12 protein-coding genes are annotated in these 13,080 nt (G+C 74.6%); 3 read left to right on the top strand and 9 right to left on the bottom strand.

Annotation, left to right across the window (positions count from 1 at the left end; genetic code table 11):
• Window positions 1–15: 15 nt before the first annotated feature.
• Together DQ240_RS07785 and folP are read right to left on the bottom strand one after the other, a co-directional pair.
• Entirely contained in the window at window positions 16–435 is a 420-nt protein-coding gene (locus tag DQ240_RS07785) for a PaaI family thioesterase (RefSeq protein WP_113839054.1), read from the bottom strand.
• Window positions 436–444: 9 nt separating this feature from the next.
• A complete protein-coding gene (gene folP, locus DQ240_RS07780) occupies window positions 445–1,305 on the bottom strand; it encodes a dihydropteroate synthase (RefSeq protein ID WP_113839053.1) in 861 nt (286 codons plus the stop codon).
• 71 nt (window positions 1,306–1,376) lie between these two features.
• Between folP and DQ240_RS07775 the strand changes: the two genes are divergently transcribed.
• Window positions 1,377–1,838: a MaoC family dehydratase gene (locus DQ240_RS07775; protein ID WP_113839052.1), complete on the top strand. Its 462-nt coding sequence runs from the start codon at window positions 1,377–1,379 to the stop codon at window positions 1,836–1,838.
• 64 nt (window positions 1,839–1,902) lie between these two features.
• Here DQ240_RS07775 and DQ240_RS07770 read toward each other — a convergent pair whose 3' ends face one another.
• On the bottom strand, window positions 1,903–3,144 hold the full coding sequence (locus DQ240_RS07770; RefSeq protein WP_113839051.1) for a serine hydrolase: 1,242 nt from the start codon (window positions 3,142–3,144) through the stop codon (window positions 1,903–1,905).
• Between the two features lie 75 nt (window positions 3,145–3,219).
• Entirely contained in the window at window positions 3,220–3,507 is a 288-nt protein-coding gene (locus tag DQ240_RS07765) for an HU family DNA-binding protein (protein ID WP_113839050.1), read from the bottom strand.
• Between the two features lie 218 nt (window positions 3,508–3,725).
• Here DQ240_RS07765 and DQ240_RS07760 point away from each other — a divergent pair, with 218 nt between their 5' ends.
• Window positions 3,726–4,640: an aldo/keto reductase gene (locus DQ240_RS07760; RefSeq protein WP_113839049.1), complete on the top strand. Its 915-nt coding sequence runs from the start codon at window positions 3,726–3,728 to the stop codon at window positions 4,638–4,640.
• 70 nt (window positions 4,641–4,710) lie between these two features.
• Here DQ240_RS07760 and DQ240_RS23230 read toward each other — a convergent pair whose 3' ends face one another.
• Window positions 4,711–4,887: a DUF1059 domain-containing protein gene (locus DQ240_RS23230; protein WP_158548589.1), complete on the bottom strand. Its 177-nt coding sequence runs from the start codon at window positions 4,885–4,887 to the stop codon at window positions 4,711–4,713.
• A gap of 50 nt (window positions 4,888–4,937) precedes the next feature.
• The gene (locus DQ240_RS07750) at window positions 4,938–6,035 is read right to left on the bottom strand and encodes an EAL domain-containing protein (RefSeq protein ID WP_113839048.1); all 1,098 of its coding nucleotides are present in this window, start codon (window positions 6,033–6,035) and stop codon (window positions 4,938–4,940) included.
• 117 nt (window positions 6,036–6,152) lie between these two features.
• Here DQ240_RS07750 and DQ240_RS07745 point away from each other — a divergent pair, with 117 nt between their 5' ends.
• Window positions 6,153–8,915, top strand: a complete 2,763-nt coding sequence (locus tag DQ240_RS07745; RefSeq protein WP_113839047.1) for a SpoIIE family protein phosphatase — start codon at window positions 6,153–6,155, stop codon at window positions 8,913–8,915.
• 102 nt (window positions 8,916–9,017) lie between these two features.
• Here the strand turns inward: DQ240_RS07745 and DQ240_RS07740 are convergent, their stop codons facing one another.
• The 3 genes from DQ240_RS07740 to DQ240_RS07730 are packed head-to-tail and all read right to left on the bottom strand — an operon-like array spanning window position 9,018 to window position 13,032.
• A complete protein-coding gene (locus DQ240_RS07740) occupies window positions 9,018–10,241 on the bottom strand; it encodes a trans-acting enoyl reductase family protein (RefSeq protein WP_113839126.1) in 1,224 nt (407 codons plus the stop codon).
• A 2-nt stretch (window positions 10,242–10,243) separates the two neighbouring features.
• Window positions 10,244–12,295 (bottom strand): acyl-CoA dehydrogenase, encoded by a 2,052-nt coding sequence (locus DQ240_RS07735; RefSeq protein ID WP_113839046.1) that lies wholly within the window; start codon window positions 12,293–12,295, stop codon window positions 10,244–10,246.
• Window positions 12,292–13,032 carry a TetR/AcrR family transcriptional regulator gene (locus DQ240_RS07730; protein ID WP_113839045.1) on the bottom strand — a complete coding sequence of 247 codons (741 nt, stop codon included), beginning with the start codon at window positions 13,030–13,032 and terminating at the stop codon, window positions 12,292–12,294. Before DQ240_RS07730 ends, DQ240_RS07735 begins: the two co-directional genes overlap by 4 nt.
• Window positions 13,033–13,080 lie beyond the last annotated feature (48 nt).

The following is a 13,080-nucleotide window of genomic DNA, read 5'->3' as shown; positions in this document are numbered from 1 at the left end:
TTCCCGAACGGCACCTCAGCGGGGCCAGAGGACCGACTGGGTGCAGCGGAACAGCGCCAGCGTCCGCTCCCCAGCGGTCACCACGGCGTCCCACACCTGCGTCGTCCGCCCGGCGTGGGCGTTGGTCGCCACGCAGCTGATCCGGCCCTCCCGGGCGGTGCCCAGGTGGTTGCTCTTCAGCTCGATGGTGGTGAAGCCGGTGGAGCCCTCCGGCAGCAGCGCGCGGGTGGGCAGCCCGCAACTCGTGTCGGCGAGGGTCACGACGGTGCCGGCGTGCAGGTAGCCGTTGGGTGCCAGCAGCTCGGGGCGGACGTCGAGGTGGCTGGTCAGCCGGCCGCGCTCGTGGCTGTCGACGACGATGCCGAGCAGGCCCGGGAGGGTGCCCGGGAGGAGGGCGTTGAGCTCGTCGGCGGTGAGGAACCCGGTGGCGGACATGCCCGGAACCTAGGCGAGGCCGCGCACCGTCCGCGCCGGAGGCCGGTCGCCGCGGATCGACGCGACCATGTCGAGCGTCTGACGGGTGGGGGCGACGTCGTGCGCGCGGAACACCCGGGCGCCCAGCCAGGCACTCACCGCCGTCGTGGCGAGCGTGCCGGTCAGCCGCTGGTCGAGGACGACGTCGAGGGTCTCGCCCACGAAGTCCTTGTTGGACAGGGCCACGAGGACCGGCCAGCCCGTGTCGACGAGCTCGCCGAGCCGCCGGGTGGCCTCCAGCGAGTGCCGGGTGTTCTTGCCGAAGTCGTGGCCGGGGTCGATCAGCACCCGCTCGCGGTCGACGCCCGCCGCCACGGCCGCCTCGGCCAGCGCCGTCGTCCGCGTGACGATGTCGGCGACGACGTCGTCGTAGGCGACCCGGTGCGGCCGGGTACGCGGCGGCAGCCCGCCGGCGTGCGTGCAGACGATCCCCGCGCCGGCCTCGGCGGCGACGACGGCCAGGTCCGGGTCCACCCCGCCCCAGGCGTCGTTGACGACGTCGGCGCCGGCGGCCAGCACCTCGCGGGCGACCTCGGCGCGCCAGGTGTCGATGGAGATCGGCAGCGTGGGGTGCGCGGCGCGGATGGCGGCGACCAGGTCGACGGTGCGCCGGATCTCCTCCGCGGCGTCGACCTCCTCGCCGGGCGCGGCCTTGACCCCGCCGACGTCCACCATGTCCGCGCCCTCGGCGACGACCTGGTCCACCCGCTCGACGGCCTTGGTGAGCTCGTAGGTCGCGCCGCGGTCGTAGAAGGAGTCGGGCGTGCGGTTCACGATCGCCATGACGACCAGGTGGCCGTCGGGCACGTCGAGCGCGCCGATGCGGAGCAACCCGTTCCTCCCTCTCCCGAGCCGGTGTGGTGGAGTGCGCCAAGGTATTCGATCGAGAGGGGACAGAGCACATGGCGCAGACGGTTGTCGAGGGCATCGAGGGCGTGCAGGGCCTCGTCGGCCAGCACATGGGCTACAGCGAGTGGCAGACGATCACCCAGGAGCAGGTCAACCTGTTCGCCGAGGCGACCGGTGACCACCAGTGGATCCACGTGGACCCGGAGCGGGCGACGAAGGAGAGCCCCTTCGGCGGGCCGATCGCGCACGGGTACCTGACGCTGTCGCTGGTCCCCTCGCTGCTGCCCCAGATCGTGGACATGCAGGGCTTCCGCATGGGCGTCAACTACGGCACCGAGAAGGTGCGCTTCCCCTCGCCGGTGCCGGTCGGCGCCCGCGTGCGGGCCGGCGCCACGCTGGCCGGGGCCACGCCGTTCGACGGCGGCATCCAGGTCAACATCGACGTCACGATCGAGATCGAGGGCGGCACCAAGCCGGCGATGGTCGCCACCGTCGTCTACCGCCGCTACCTCTGAGGCATGGGTACCGATACCCGCGTCCCGAGCGGCCGGGACACGGGTATCGGTACCCATGCCCGGGTCACACCAGGGCCTGGTTGACCAGCTGGCGCAGGTAGTTGCGGATCGGCAGCGTGCTCGAGGGCAGCAGCTGCGTGTAGAAGCTGACCGTGAGGTCCTCGACCGGGTCGACGTAGAAGGCGGTGGACGCCGCCCCGCCCCAGCTGTAGTCGCCGACGCTGGAGACGACGCCGTAGCGCGCCGGGTCGAGCACCATCGAGAAGCCCAGCCCGAAGCCGACACCCCGCAGCGGGGTCTCGGCGAACAGCGGCCGGCCGAACGTCTCCAGGTCCTGGTCCCCCGGCAGGTGGTTGCGGACCATGTGCGCCAGCGTCCGTGAGCCCAGCACCCGGCCGCCGTCGTACGCGCCGCCGCGGCGCAGGCACTCGACGAACCGCAGGTAGTCGCCGGCGGTCGAGACCAGCCCCCCGCCGCCGGAGAGGAACGCCGGCTTCGAGAGCGCGGCCGCGCCCATCGCGTCCAGCGGGGCGTACGTCGTCCCGCCCGCGGCGGGGACGGCGGCGTAGAGGCGGGCCAGCGAGTCGGGGTCGTCCCCGGGACGCAGCCCGAACGACGTCTCGGTCATCCCCAGCGGGCCGAACACGCGCTCGGCGAACACCTCGTCGAGCGGCTTGCCGGCCACCACCTCGACGAGCCGGCCCAGCACGTCGGTGGAGACCCCGTAGTTCCACTCGCTGCCCGGCTGGAAGACCAGCGGGATCGCCGCCCACTGCCGGCAGACCTCGGCGGAGTCGGCGCCCGCGGGGCTGCCCCACTCGAAGCCCGCCGCCCGGTACATCGCGTCGACCGGGTGGGCGTGGTGGAAGCCGTAGGTGAGGCCGGCGGTGTGCGTCAGCAGGTGCCACACGCGGATGGGCTCCATCAGCGGCGCGGTGACCGGCTTCTGCGCGGAGCCGGCGACGTACACGCGGGTGTCGGCGAACTCCGGCAGCCAGGCGCTGATCGGGTCGGTCAGCTGGAACGCGCCCTCCTCGTAGAGCGACATCGCCGCGACCGAGGTGACCGGCTTGGTCATCGAGTAGATGCGCCAGCGGGTGTCCGGCTCGACCGGGAGCCCGCGCTCGACGTCCCGGGAGCCGTAGCGGCCCACGTGCGCGAGGCGGCCGTGCCGGGCGACGGTGACGAGGAAGCCGGGCATGCGGCCCTCGTCGACGAAGCGGGCCAGCCGCCGGTCGAGGCGGTCCAGGCGGGCGGGGTCGAGACCGACCTCCGCCGGGTCGGTGTCCACCCTCAGTTCCGTCACGCGTCGTCCTCCCTCGTAGACAGCGAGTCCCCCCTCACCGTGCCCGGTGAGGGGGGACTCCGCAGTCCGGGGGTGTTACTTCACCGGGACGCTGCTGGCGGCCTTCTTCAGGTTCGAGCCGGCGGTCACCTTGACGGTGTTGGCGGCGGCGATCTCGATCGACTCACCGGTCTGCGGGTTGCGGCCGGTGCGGGCGGAGCGCTGCGTGCGCTCGACGGTCAGCAGGCCGGAGACGGCGACCTTCTCGCCACGGGTGATGGCGTCGACGAGCTCCTCCTGGAGGCCGGCGAGCACGGAGTCGACGGTGGAGGCGGGCACGTCGGCGCGCTTGGCGATGGCGGAGACGAGTTCGGCCTTGTTCACGGGGGTCCTCTCGGGTGGGTACCGGCGCCGCGTCTCGGCGTCCGGTCGTGGACGAACGGGTCCGTCTCCTCGCCGGGCGGGCCGGGAGTGGCGGACCGGGGGTGCACGCTGCCACGTCCGCCCGGCGTCCCGCCACTGTGGGGGTGGCCGTGCACCGCAGGTCACAGCCGTCCCACGGCGGCTCCGGGTGCCCCACCTACGGTGGTGACGTGCCTGCGATGCCCCGGACCGACCTCGTCGTCAGCGATCTGTGCCTCGGTGCCAACGTGTTCGGGTGGACGGCGGACGAGCCCACGTCGCACGCCCTGCTCGACCGGTTCGTCGACGCCGTGCCCGGTCCGCAGCGGCCCATGGTCGACACCGCGGAGATGTACGGCGACGGCCGCTCCGAGCAGATCCTGGGCGGCTGGCTGGCGGCGCGCGGTGCCCGTGACCAGGTCGTCGTCGCCACGAAGGCCTCGCCCGGTCGCAAGGAGCACCCGCTGTCGGCGGCCGAGATCCGCGCCGCCGCGGAGCGCTCGCTGACCAACCTGCGCACCGACCGGATCGACGTCTACTACGCGCACTACGACGACGAGAGCACCCCGCTGGACGAGACGCTGCAGGCCTTCGACGAGCTCGTGCAGGCCGGGAAGGTCCGCTACGCCGCGGCGTCCAACCACTCCGCCGCACGGCTGACCGAGGCGCTCGACACGGCGACGCGCCTCGGCGTGACCGGGTACGTGGCGCTGCAGCCGCACTACAACCTGATGGAGCGGCCGGTCTACGAGGACGAGCTGTGCGACGTCGTCGCCGGTGCCGACCTCGGCTGCTTCCCGTACTTCGGGTTGGCGAAGGGCTTCCTGACCGGCAAGTACCGCGCCGGGGAGCGGATCGACTCACCCCGGGCTCGGGGTGCGGCCGCCTACGTCGGCGAGCGGGGCGACCGGGTGCTGGGTGCCCTGCGGGAGGTCGCCGACGGGCGCGGCGTGACGTCGGCGGCGGTGGCCCTGCGCTGGCTGGCCGACCGGCCGACGGTCACCGCGCCGATCGCCAGCGGCCGCTCCGTCGAGCAGCTGGCCGACCTGCTGCCGATGCTGGACCTCGTGCTGACCGACGACGAGCGCGCGCTGCTGGACGCCGCCTCGGCCTAGCGACCACCGTCGGCCCCCTCCCGGGGACCCGCCCCGGGCCTGCGAGGGTGGGGAGGGAGGGGGTCCTTCGTCAGGCGGCGTCGCGGATGTGGGCGCGCACCGGGCCGTCGCTGTCGGTACCGGGCTCGGCCATGCCGTGCGCCTCGACGGCGTGCCGGCGGGTCTGGGCGAGGATGCCGGCCTCGTCGTCGGCGGTGAACGTCGAGCCGCAGCCGGGGATGATGTCGCCGCAGGCGAAGGTCTTCACGGGGTTCCTCCAGGTGGTCGTGGGTGCCCCGGGACCGGGGGCGGGACGGATCAGGATCGGTCGGCGACGGCCGTGGCGAGGTCGTCGACGCGCAGCAGACCGACGACGGCGCCGGTCGCGTCGGTGCAGACCACGGGGTCGAACCGCTGGGCGGGAGGCCGGGTCAGGGCGCGCTGCAGGGTCTGCCGCACGTCGGCGTCCGGCGGCACGCGCAGCGACACGGGCGCGGTGTAGGCCTCGGCGGTCCGTGGATCGGCCAGGCGCAGCGCGAGGGGCTCCTCGTCGGGGCCGACCAGCACCAGCGGCGGGATGCCCATCACCGGCTCGCCGGCGGCGGCCCGGCGCACGGGGCGGACGAGACCGGCCACGCTGTCGGTGATCCGGGCACGGGCCGCGCAGGCACGGATCATCCGCACCACGTCCGGGGCCAGCGGGCGGAACTCCGGCGCCGGCCGGCCCAGCAGCCAGCCCTGCGCCAGCGGCGTGCCCAGCCGGCTCAGCGCGGCGAGCTCGGCGGCGGTCTCGACGCCCTCGGCCAGCAGCCAGGCGTCGATCCGGCCGGCGAAGTCGCCGACCATCTCGGCGAGGGCGAGGCGCGCGGGGTCGCTGTCGAGGTCGCTGACCAGTGCGCGGTCGAGCTTGACCAGCTGCGGGCGCACCGTGGTGAGCATCTGCAGCCCGGAGTAGCCGGTGCCGGCGTCGTCCAGGGCGATGAGCGCGCCGCGGGCGCGCAGCACGTCGACCTCGCGGAGCAGCGCGGGGACGTCGTCCACCACCGCGTGCTCGGTGAGCTCGACGACGACGCGGCGCAGGTCCGCGACCGAGCGCAGCGCGGCCTGCACCGGCGCGCTGCCGAGCAGGTGCGGGCTCACGTTCACGGTGAGGAAGGTGTCCGGGGGCAGGTCGGACCGGGCGGCCAGCGCCTTGTGCAGCGCCAGCGCCTCGAGCTCCGGACCCACGCCGGTCTCGTGCGCGGCGGCGAACCACACCTCGGGGGAGGCGGTGCCGGGGAAGCGGGCCAGGGCCTCGTACCCGACGACCCGCGCGGCGGCGAGGTCGACGATCGGCTGGAACACCATCGTCAGGTCGCCGGGATCGGCCAGCAGGGGACGACAGTCGGGCAGCACGCTGCTCGGGGACGCCGTCATGCAGGGGTCATCGGACGGCCGGGCTCCGTGGTTGACCGGGACCACCTGCGCGTCACCCCGCCGGGGGAGGACCCACCGCGCGAGTCGGACGGTGTCGTTCCGTACCCGCGTGTCAGCATGGTCGCCACTCGCGGCCGGACCAGAGGCCGCATCGCCGCTGGAGGAGGGGTCCTGGCCGGTCCGGCGTCCTCCCCTGCCCCGGACGCGCTGTCGGATCCGCACCGGATCGCCGCCGCCCGGCGATTGCTGCTGGAGGTCCCCGGGGCGGCGGCGTTCGACCGGCTCTCCGCCCTCGCCGGCCGGCTGCTCGGCGTCGGGCACGCCAAGGTCACCCTGTTCACCGACGCCGACACCGTCGTCGGCGGGTACGGGCTGGCTCCCGGGGTGGTCGGCGGCCCCGCGTCGCTCACCGGGGCCCTCTCGGCGCTCACCATCCGCCGGGGCCGGCCGCTGGTCGTTCCCGACGCTCCCGCGGACCCGCGGGTGGCCGAGCTGCCGGCCGTGACGTCCGGGCAGGTGCTCTCCTACCTCGGCGCGCCGCTGGTCTCCGCGTCCGGGCTCGTCGTCGGGGTGCTGGCCGTGTACGACGAGCGACCCCGGGAGTGGACCGACGACGACGGTGCGCTGCTCGAACAGCTGGCCACCTCCGTCGTCGCCGAGCTCGAGCTCTCCGCCGCGCAGTCGGTGATCGGTACCTCGGCCGCCCGGCTGGCGATCGCGCTCGAGGCGAGCGGCATCGGCATCTGGGAGCGCGACCTGCGCACCGGCGCAGTCTCCTGGGACCGGAGGTGCGCCGCCGTGTTCGGGCTGGACGAGGCCCTCGCCGACGAGGACATCGAGGCGGTCCTGCAGTCCCGGGTCCACCCCGACGACCACGCGGCGGTCCGGGAGGCCATGGAGCGGGCGGACACCGAGACCGGGGAGTACGCCCTGGAGTCCCGGGCGCTGCGCGCGGACGGCTCGGTGCGCTGGACGGTGTCCCGTGGCCGGGTGGTCCGCGACGTCCGCGGCGAGCCGACCCGCATGATCGGAACGATCCAGGACGTCAGCGAGGCGAGGGAGCAGTCCCAGCGGCGGATGTCGGCCGTCGAGCGGGCGGCCGCCATCGCCGAGGTCGCCGCCGAGATGGCCAACGCGACCGCGGTCCGGCACCTCGCCGAGATCGCCCTGCGGGGAGCGGCCGTCCTGGGGGCCTCGGCGAGCGCCCTGACCGTGCCGGAGGACGGCGGCGGACTGCGGCTGCACCTGACCCGGCGGCTGGTCGACACGGTCGCCAGCGCCGCCGACGTGCACCTCCCCGACGAGGGGGTGCTCCTGGCCCCCGACGACGACGACCTGCCGCACGGGCACGTGGCACGCAGCGGTGAGCGACTGCTCTTCTCCGATCCGCGGCAGGCCGAGGACCGCTTCCCGCGGATGGCCGAGATCAACGAGGTCCTCGGCACGCGCGCTCTCGCGGCGTTGCCGCTGCGCGTCGAGGGCCGACTGCTCGGCAGCTTCGTCGTCGTGTGGGACACCGACCACGGCTTCGCCGACGAGGACGTCGAGCTCCTGGAGGGTCTCGCCGCGCAGATCGCCCTGACCGTCTCCCGGCTGCGGGCCGACGCGGAGCGCGACGCGGCCAACCAGCGCCTGCAGCTGCTCGCCGACGTCGGCCGGGTGCTCTCCGGGGACCTGGACATCACCCGCCAGGTGTCACAGCTGGCCCAGCTGGTCGTGCCGATCCTGGGGGACTGGTGCTGGCTGGTCGTCACCGACGACCAGGGCCGCATGGCGGAGCTCGCCTCGGCGCACCGGGACCCCGCCCGCGCCGCCGAGCTGGCCGAGTACGTGCACGGGATGGTCGGCGTGATGACCGACGACGCGACGGCGCGGATCGTCACCCGCACCGGGCGCCCGCTGGTCCTGCCGCACATCGACGCCGGTCGCATCCGCCGGGCGCTGCCGGACGAGGCGACGCGGACGGCGCTCTCCCGGCTGGGCATGGAGGGCGGGGCGGTCGTGCCGCTCGTGGCCCAGGGCCGCACCATCGGCGCCCTCGGCCTGTTCAACGGTCCCGACCGCGGACCGCACACCCGAGCGGAGGTGGACGCCGCCGTGGAGGTCGGGCGCCGGGCGGGGATGGCGCTGCACTCGGCGCGGTTGCACGCCCAGCAGCGGGACCTCGCCGACGCGCTCCAGCGCAGCATGCTCACCGCCCCGCCCGAGGTGCCCGGCTGCCGCATCGTCGTCCGCTACGTGCCCGCGGCGGCCGGCGCCGAGATCGGCGGGGACTGGTACGACGCCTTCCCGCAGGAGGACGGCGCGACGGTGCTGGCGATCGGCGACGTCGTCGGCCACGACCGGCACGCCGCGGCGGCGATGGGCCAGGTCCGCGGGCTGCTGCGGGGGATCAGCCACGCCACCGGCGCGCCGCCGGCGGAGGTGCTCACCCGGCTGGACCACGCCATGGCCGGGCTCGCCCCGGGCGTCATGGCGACGGCGCTGGTCGCCCGGCTGGAGCGACCCGAGGGGGGCGAGGCGGGCGCCGCGCTGCTGCGCTGGTCCGACGCCGGGCACCCGACGCCGGTGGTGATCGCGCCGGACGGCGACGTCCGGGTGCTCGACCTGCCCGGGGAGCTCCTGCTGGGCGTCGACGCCGGCGCCGTCCGCACGGACTCCTGCGTCGTCCTGCCCGCGGGCAGCACCGTCCTGCTCTACACCGACGGCCTGGTCGAGCGCCGCGACCGCGACCTCGACGCCGGCACCGCCGCGCTGGTCGAGGTGCTGGCGGAGGCCGCGGACCTCCCGCTGGAGGAGATGTGCGACCGGGTACTGGAGCGGCTGTTCCTGCCCGACGCCGAGGACGACGTCGCACTCCTCGCCGTCCGGCTGGGGTGACGCGCAGCGGTCGCCGCTGGGATCAGGTGACCTGATCCCCGCGCGTCCTCCCTCGTGGTCCGCGGTGAGGGAGGACGCGCTGCGGTGAGGGAGGACGGCCGATCAGGCGGGCTGGACCTCGTAGGTGTGGCCGGCCGCGCGGAGGCGGTCGACCAGCACGGTGCCCATCGCGCTCGCCGGGGTCAGTGACCCGGCGCGGGCGGGGAGCCGGTCGCCGTCGAGGGCGAGGGCCAGCGCGCTCTCGCCGAGCATCACCGCCGTCGCGGCGTAGCCCGGGTCGCCCTTCCCGGCGGCGGTCGCCCGGTAGCGCCGGCCGGACTCGGTGGTCGCGTCGACCTCCATGCGGAACCAGCCGCGGCGGCGGGTCTCCTCGTCAGGCCCGGTCCCGGGGGCGGGCAGCACCCGGTCCAGCAGGGCGCGGGTCGGTCCGAACGACATCGCACCGAGCGCGCCGGCGAGGCCGGCGGTGACCGCGATCGACGTCGCGGCGCCGGTCACGCCACGGCCGGTGCCCATCACCTCGCCGTAGCGCATCCCCCGGCCGTAGGCCCAGTCCTGCAGCGCGTTGCTCCGCCGCACGACCCGGGTGTTGAACGAGGCCATGACGAACGGGGCGGTCCAGCGGCCCTGCGCGTCCCGGGCCGGGGGTGCGGCGTCCGGGGGCTGTCGGGTGTCGGGCTCGGCGCTGCGGTCGGGGCTCAGCGCGTACGGATCGCCGAGGACGCGGCGCAGCGAGCGGTCCGTGGCCACGGCCTCGAGCTGGGCCCGCATCGAGTCGATCGTGCCGCCGCTGAACCCGCCGCGGACCGTGGCGACCAGCCGGACGTCGGTGAGGCCCCCGGCGTCGTCGGCCCGTGCCTGCTCGGCGAGCAGGAGGACCGACAGGTCCGAGGGGATGGAGTCGTAGCCGCAGGCGTGCACGATCCGCGCGCCGGACTCCCGGGCGGGAGCGTCGGTGCGCGCGATGGCGTCGCGGGCGAAGAGCACCTCGCCGGTGAGGTCGGCGTAGTGCGTCCCGGCCCGCGCGCAGGCCTCGACCACGGGCAGGCCGTAGCGGGCGTAGGGGCCGACCGTCGTCGCCAGCACCCGGGTGCTCGCGGCGAGGGCCTCGACCGCCGAGGGCTCGGAGGTGTCGGCCACGACCAGCGGCCAGTCCCGTGCCACGGCGGGCAGCCGGGAGCGGACCGCCTCCAGCCGCTCGCGGGACCGCCCGCCCAGCGCGATCCGCAGGTCGGCCGGTGCGGCGCCGGCGAGGTAGCCGGCCAGGAGCTCGCCGACGAAGCCGGAGGCTCCGTAGACGACGACGTCGTACTCGCGGTCGGTCATGGTCACTGCCCCGGGGGGACGTCGACCGAGGTGGCGGTGTCGCCGGGTGCCTCGGCGCCGGTCTGCGCGCGCAGCTCGGCGTCCCGGGCGGCCATCGCCTCCTGGCGGTCGGCCTCCTCCTCGAGGATCGCCGCGTTCTTCCACGCGTGCGGGATCGCGAAGGCGTCCACCAGCGTGACCATGTGCGGCCGCAGCTCCTTGAGCAGCTGGTTCACCGTCCCGGTGAGCGCCTTGGACCGGGCGGGGGTGAGCTGCCCGTGCTCCAGGAACCAGCCCTTGTCCTCCTCGATCGAGTGCAGCGCGTAGAGGTCGCACACCGCGGAGAGCAGCGCCTTGGCGTCGGGGTCGGTGGTCCGCTCGATGCCCTCGACGAACGCCTCCAGCACGATCCGGTCGATGTGCGTCTGGGCGGTGCGCAGCACGTGGTCCTGCACGTCGTTGAACATGTCGAAGGGCTCCATGCCCTCGGTCTCGGAGTTCCGCCGCAGCCGCCGGATCGCGCCCTCGAGGGTGTGCTTCTCCCGGAACTCGAACATCTTCAGCTGCCAGCCGCGGTCGAGCAGCGGCACCTCCTCGTCGCGGCCGGGGACGGCGTCCACCAGCCGGGCGATCAGCCCCCGCGCCGCCGTCCGCTCCAGGACCGTCTCGCGCACCATGTCGGCGAAGAACGACACCTTGCCCCAGCCGTCCAGCGAGCCGAAGGCGTCGCGGTAGCCGGTGAGCAGGCCCTTGGCGACCAGCTGCAGCAGCACCGTGTTGTCGCCCTCGAAGGTGCTGAAGACGTCGGTGTCGGCCTTGAGCTGGGGCAGCCGGTTCTCCGCCAGGTAGCCGGCGCCGCCGCACGCCTCGCGGCACATCTGGATGGTGCGGGTGGCGTGCCAGGTGTTGGCCACCTTGAGCCCGGCCGCGCGCGACTCCAGCTCCCGCTGGGCGGCCTCGTCCACCTCCTGGCCGTGCTCGTGCACCGCGGTCTGCACGTCGTGCATCGTGCTGACCAGTTCCTCCTGCGCGAAGTGCAGGGCGTAGCTGGTGGCCAGCGCCGGCAGCAGCTTGCGCTGGTGCACGAGGTAGTCGTTGACGACGATCTCGCGGTCCCGGCCGGGCGCGGTGAACTGGCGGCGCACGTCGCCGTAGCGGACGGCGATGTCCAGCGCCATCTTCGTGGCCGAGCCGGCCGAGCCGCCGACGCTCACCCGCCCGCGCACCAGCGTGCCGAGCATGGTGAAGAAGCGGCGGGTCTCGTTCTCGATGCTCGAGGTGTAGGTGCCGTCCGCGGCGACCTGGCCGTACCGGTCGAGCAGCATGTCGCGGGGGACCCGGACGTGGTCGAACGAGAGCCGGCCGTTGTCGACGCCGAGCAGGCCGGCCTTGTGGCCGTCGTCGCCGATCGTGACGCCCGGGCACGGGTTGCCGTCGGCGTCCCGGATCGGGACCAGCCAGGCGTGCACGCCGTGGTTCTCGCCCCGGGTGACCAGCTGCGCGAAGACGACGGCCATCCGGCCGTCCTTGGCCGCGTTGCCGATGTAGTCCTTGCGGGCGGCCTGGTGCGGGGTGTGCAGGTCGAACGTCTCGGTGTCCGGGTCGTACGTGCAGGTGGTGCGCAGCTGCTGGACGTCGGACCCGTGCCCGGTCTCGGTCATCGCGAAGCAGCCCGGCAGGTCGAAGCTCATGATGTCGCGCAGGTATTCGTCGTGGTGCCGCCTCGTGCCCAGCAGCTGGACGGCGCCCCCGAACAGCCCCCACTGCACGCCGGCCTTCACCATCAGCGACAGGTCACCGAAGGCGAGCATCTCGATCGAGCTGACCGAGCCGCCGGAGTCGGCCTCGCCGCCGTACTCCTTGGGGAAGCCCAGGGAGACCCGTCCGGTGCCGGCGAGCTTGGCGGCCAGGCGGGTGATCCGCTCGCGCGCCTCGGCCATGGTCTCGCCGTAGACCGGGGCGTACTCGGGGTCGCCCAGCTGCTCGCGGGCGTCGCGGCGGACGTGTGCCCACCGGCCGTCGAGCACCTCCTGCAGGCGCTGCGGGTCCACGCTGCGGGGAAGGGACTGCGTCACTGTTCCTCCTGGGTGGTGCGGTTGCCGGGATCGACGTCTCGGGGAGCTCCGCCCGGGAGCACGCCGGCGAGGCCGGCCCAGGCGAGTTCGGTGAGGTGGGTGGCGAGATCCGCCCGGATCATGGGCCGGTCGGCGCCGAGCCACCAGTCGGCGGCCGAGCGGACGAGCCCCACCAGGCCGTGCCCCCAGGGACCGGCCGGCGCGGGGTCGCGCCCGGCCCGGACGAGGGCATCGGCGACCAGTGCGGCCGCCTGCTCGCCGACGAGGTCGGACAGCGAGCTGATCGGGTCGGCATCGACGGGTCGGTCGAGCAGCGGGTGCCGGACGACGAAGCGGTAGAGCTCGGGATCGGCCTCGAGGAACGCGAGGTAGGTCTCGATGGCGGCGCCGACCCGTGTCCGCGGGTCGCTGCTGCTCTCCATCGCCTCGCGCAGGCGCTCGGTCAGCTGGCCGGCGACCCGGGCGCAGACGGCGACGTAGAGCTCGCCGCGGTCGGCGAAGTGCCGGTAGACGACGGTCTTGCTGGTTCCCGCGGCGGCGGCGATCTCGTCCATGCCGACGCCGGCGCCGTGCCGGGAGACCGCCTCGAGGGTCGCGTCGACGAGTTGCTCGCGCCGGGCCCGCCGGTGGTCGTCCCACCGGGAGCTGCGCCGGTCACGGGCGGGCGTCGAGTCGCGGGCAGCCCCGACCTGCGCCACCTTGTCCTGCGACGTGGGTCTCACCGCCTCGAGTTTCATGTAACCCACGGTACTGGGTACCATCAGTACCGGCAATGCGAGCTCACC

Origin of the sequence: Blastococcus sp. TF02A-26, from assembly GCF_003319125.1 — a bacterium.
In the GTDB taxonomy this organism is placed as follows: Bacteria; Actinomycetota; Actinomycetes; order Mycobacteriales; family Geodermatophilaceae; genus Trujillonella.
This window is presented reverse-complemented; position numbering and strand designations above follow the sequence as displayed.